At 40.4% G+C, this 4,837-nt stretch carries 4 protein-coding genes and 1 pseudogene; all 5 read left to right on the plus strand.

What is annotated here, in order from left to right; genetic code table 11:
• Positions 1 to 1,490, plus strand: a 1,490-nt coding sequence (locus E4T80_RS12305) for a VENN motif pre-toxin domain-containing protein (protein ID WP_135058685.1), incomplete at its 5' end; no start/stop codon positions are given.
• Positions 1,491 to 1,500: 10 nt separating this feature from the next.
• Complete coding sequence (locus E4T80_RS12310; RefSeq protein WP_135058686.1) at positions 1,501 to 2,448, plus strand: immunity 49 family protein; 948 nt, start codon at positions 1,501 to 1,503, stop codon at positions 2,446 to 2,448.
• On the plus strand, positions 2,449 to 4,173 hold the full coding sequence (locus E4T80_RS13050; RefSeq protein ID WP_209304381.1) for an HNH endonuclease: 1,725 nt from the start codon (positions 2,449 to 2,451) through the stop codon (positions 4,171 to 4,173). It abuts the gene before it with no gap.
• Positions 4,163 to 4,567: a hypothetical protein gene (locus E4T80_RS12320; protein WP_135058688.1), complete on the plus strand. Its 405-nt coding sequence runs from the start codon at positions 4,163 to 4,165 to the stop codon at positions 4,565 to 4,567. Before E4T80_RS13050 ends, E4T80_RS12320 begins: the two co-directional genes overlap by 11 nt.
• 115 nt (positions 4,568 to 4,682) lie before the next feature.
• Positions 4,683 to 4,837, plus strand: a pseudogene (locus tag E4T80_RS13355) (hemagglutinin repeat-containing protein); the annotation flags it as partial.

Raw genomic sequence — 4,837 nt, forward strand, 5'->3', positions numbered from 1 at the left:
CGTTAAATACCTTACAATCGGACTACGATAAAGGGTACGGAACGGGCAGTGCGTTTAAACGAGGCGTGAGTGCGGCAAGCGGTATCTTACAAGGTCTGGTAACGGGGAATAACGCCCAAGCGTTAGTGGGCGGTTTATCGCCGTATGCGAACCAATTTATCAAAGCGTATACGGCGGAGAACTCGATAGAAAACAAAATCGCCCACGGTCTGTTATCGGCGGTGGAGTTCCAACTGACGGGGCGCAGCCCGTCGTTAGGGGCCTTGGCAGGGATTGTTGCGGAAAGCAGTGCGGAGATATTGTCGAGGGTGGTGTTTGGGAAATCGCCGAACGACCTGACGGAGGGAGAGAAACAACAGGTTGTGGCGTTAAGCCAAGTGGCTTCGGCGTTAGCGACGACGGTTGCGGGGGGGAATGGTGAAACGGTGGCGATGTCGATGGCAAGTGCGAAGAATGCAGTGGAGCATAACTTCTTTGATGTCGATCCGCACCAAGATAGAATAGATAGCATCAAACTCTTTTCAAAACTATATTTCAACGGTAATAACGAGCAAGCGGAAGCTTATTATGATGCGATGCAACAAGGCAAGTCGAAAGGATTTAAAGACAACGTGGTTGAAACGGCGGAAGCCATCTTAAATCTTGATGAAACCGTAAAATCACTTGCTTATGCAGTAACCCATCCGAATGAAGTGATAGAGAAAGTCTATGTTTCAATGGATGAATGGAATCAACACTATGAGAATGCTGTCAAAAATGATCCGGCTCTTGCGGGCGAAATGCAAGGCTATATCTTGGGTAACTTTGGTTCAACACCGGTTGGCGGAATGGTTGTTGGTGCTGCGGGAGCGAAGTTGTTGCAGAAATCGGCAACATTGGTGAAAAAAGCAGGCACAAATGTGGCTGATTTTGCGACACATCAAGTGCATAGGGTTGTCAATCATACCACATTAAATAAGGTAATTAATGAAATTGATTCTGTGGCAGTTTCTACGGATAAAGGATTTATCAATGCAACTAAAGTTTGTGCGGCAAGTTGTGAAGTAAAAGCAACAAGTAAAGTAGAACAAAATTTGATTGATGATATTATCAAAAATGGCGACATCAAAGGGAATAAAACTGAAGCACTAATTCATGATTTAGCGAAACGTTCAGGTTATGAGCCTTTGAAAGGCGGAAAATATGGCTCAAATAATGGTTTTGATCATGTACTTTTGGGTAAAGACGGCTCGGTGATTATTATTGATAGTAAACAACTCAAACATAATGGCGCAATTCAGGTGAGTTCTAAAGGAGCTAAAAATACCAATCAGTTATCTAAAGAATGGATTAACGTTATTGCTGAGAAGTTGCCTGATAATGATTCTGCAAAAATAGCGATACAAAATGCTATTGATAATAAAAAACCTATAAAAACAATCATAGCGGGTGTGGATAAAACCAATAATAAGGTTCTATTATTACCCGTTAAGATTCCTGATAAAAAATGAGGAGGATAGAATGACAGAAAAATATAAAATATTTTTAGGCAGTGATATTGCTAAAACGTATGAAGAGGCTAAGAAGTTTACTTTTGATAGAGTTGTTTGGTTTTCAGATAACTCTAATTTTGAACTGTTTAAAAGGATTAAATTAATAGATGATTTTGGGGGAAATGTATTTTTTTCGATAAGCACACTTGCTGATTATCATAGTGCATTCGCCTCTAAGTCTTTATTAGAAAATAATCTCTCAGGATTTAAAGAAAATGCATTTGTTGCCGGTTTTTTAAGAATTCTCTCTAAGTACGATTTTCAGTGGGCTTATAATGGTTATAACACAAGGTTCTTCGCCTTAATTTTGCTTTCAGATAACCCAACGTTGCTTGATTATTTGGTAACCCATCGTGATGAAATTGTAGATCTTTCCGTTCCCTACGATCGCACTGATGCAAGGGCTTTTTTTAATGCGAATACTCTATTAGCCTTAACGGGAGATTGGCAATTATTAAAAGAACGAGCATTGACTTTTTTAAATGATGAAAAGAAAGCCCGCAATTATTTAAAACGAGTTCCCGATCATGAATTCTATGTAGCCTTGGCGGATAAAAATGTCGAAGGAATGAAAGAGGCATTATCAAAATTATTAGACATCAAATTGGCGAAACGTGCCGCAAGAGAGACACTTTTACATTTTGATTTTTATATACAGCCACAGGTGGTGATGTATGCAAAAATTGCGGCAATTCATAATTTTAATTTGGGGATTGATAGTCCGATCGCCCCAAGAGAATTGATAGAAATCAACCCATTGCCGGAATATAAGATACCCTATGATTTTATGACGCAGTTTAATTTTGACGCGCCTCATCAGGTTTGGGTGAATGACGTCAAGCAAAGAATGGAAGAGGCGCAGCAGAAAAAAACTGAGACTAAAAAAGGATTTTGGGCTTCATTATTTGGTCGGTAATTGAAAATAAAGTGCGATCAATTTAACCCGATGAGTACGCTGATGAGCTTACCGGGTAACCGGAACGAACGGGAACAGAGCACGACCTACGCGACCGTAGGCGGCAATATCGATATGACAATCCGGGATGAAGCGGGTCAAAAAGCGAAAACGGGGAAAACGGTCGCGGAGACCTTATCGGGCTTACACCGTGATGTTGCCAATGCCAACCGCAAAGTGAGCCAAGCGGATATGAGCAAGGTGCAAGAATTGCAGGCGATGGCGGCAGTGGTTGCGGATATCGTGAACAATGCGGAGCAGATTTACACCCACAGCGACAGGGAGAGGATAGAAAACGCGAAGCTGGCATTAGGCAAAGAGGCGGAGCGGTTGAGACAAGCGGGTGTTTTACCAGAAAACTTTACCAAAGATGCGGGTTATGAGGCGGCGGCAAAAGCGTTAAACACCTTACAATCGGACTACGATAAAACGTACGGAACGGGCAGTGCCTTTAAACGAGGGGTGAGTGCGGCAAGCGGTATCTTACAAGGTTTGGTAACGGGGAATAACGCCCAAGCGTTGGTGGGCGGATTATCGCCGTATGCGAACCAATTTATCAAAGCGTATACGGCGGAGAACTCGATAGAAAACAAAATCGCCCACGGTCTGTTATCAGCGGTGGAGTTCCAACTGACGGGGCGCAGCCCGTCGTTAGGGGCCTTGGCAGGGATTGTTGCGGAAAGCAGTGCGGAGATATTGTCGAGGGTGGTGTTTGGGAAATCGCCGAACGACCTGACGGAGGGAGAGAAACAACAGGTTGTGGCGTTAAGCCAGGTGGCGTCGGCGTTAGCGACGACGGTCGCGGGGGGTAATGGCGAAACGGCGGCGATGTCGATGGCAAGTGCGAAGAATGCGGTGGAGCATAACTCTTTCGGGCAATCTTATACAGAGTGGAAAAAAGAGGAGGAGTTAAGAAAAAATGACCCTGAGGCTTATGCAAAACTTAAGGAAGAACAGTTTAAGATCTTTACAGATGCTTTAGGTATTGCAGCGGATTTCACACCGGTATTAGGCGATGCGAAATCTTTTGCCGAAGCAGAAGACAGCATAGATTATTTACTTGCTTCGGTGGGGATTATTCCGGGTGCAGATATTGTTACTAAGCCGTTAAAAGAAGCTAAGGTGGCGTATCAAAATGCGAGAAAAGCGGAGAAACTGGGTAATACGGAAGTTGCTAAACAGCATTTAGATAAAGCGAATTCATTATTTAAACAATCATTACAGGGGATTTATGATTCTAAACAAATAAGAGAAAGTTTTGAAACGCAGTATGGAAAAGATCTTGTTACATCAAAGACAGTGCCACCAAGTAATGCTAAAAACGTGAAGCTTGCTGGAAAAAAACATTCAGTAAGTGGTGTTCCGTTTGATACAAAAGGATTTCCAATTTTTGATGATATTGCTCAATATGATACGAGATTAAATATTTCTATATTTAGTAATTTGTCCTACAAAGATCAAATGAAAATGGCAACTAAAGATTTAGAAAATAGTATTCGTAATGGATCAGTTAATAAAGCTAATTTCACAGATAATCAATTAGATGCTATTTTTAGAGGTGATAGTAAAATTCCTGGTTATACTTGGCATCATCACCAAGACACGGGAAGAATGCAATTAGTTCCAACAGATAAACATATTAAGACTGGTCATATAGGTGGAGAAGGAATGAAAAATGGAAAATAAACAGAATTATTTAAGAGGTTTTTCAAGAGATGATTCATCTCTTCTAGGGTTCATTATATGGTGTGAGGGAATAGCGATAACCTTCAATGAATTCAAAGAATATTTTCTATTTTTAATAAAAGAAAATAATATTAATGAGATACCTGATTTTATATGGGATATTATTGATATGGAGGAAAATGAAAAGATTCATCTTTATAAGAGGATTATAGGGTTTGTTCCAGATTCAAAATTAACAGAATTTGAAATATCTGCGATCTATGGAATTGGACTTAAAAGGTTTGGTTCTTTATTTGATATATCTAAAAAGAAAGCTCTAGATGCCTTAGAGCAAAACCCACATATATTAGAACGTTTTAAAAAAACATTTCCATTTATCAAATTAGATTTTTGATATACTTAAAAATATAGTATATAAAAGCGGTTTGTTTCTTTATAAATTTTGCAAAAATGAGTGAAGAACAGACCGCTTGAGTTTATCTAAATTTTCAGAAAGGAAATAGATATTTATCGGCTTTAACGGAAACAGTTACGGCGTCGGGTTAGAAGCGGGGGTGAATGTCGGTCGGGGTAAATCGAACAGCAGCAGTAACACTTATCAAAACAGCGTTATCAATGTGAATAAGCTGGAAACCTTTAGTGAAGAGGGCGCGTTGGTTTTAGA

This window comes from Muribacter muris, assembly GCF_004569585.1.
GTDB classification, from domain to species: domain Bacteria; phylum Pseudomonadota; class Gammaproteobacteria; order Enterobacterales; family Pasteurellaceae; genus Muribacter; species Muribacter muris.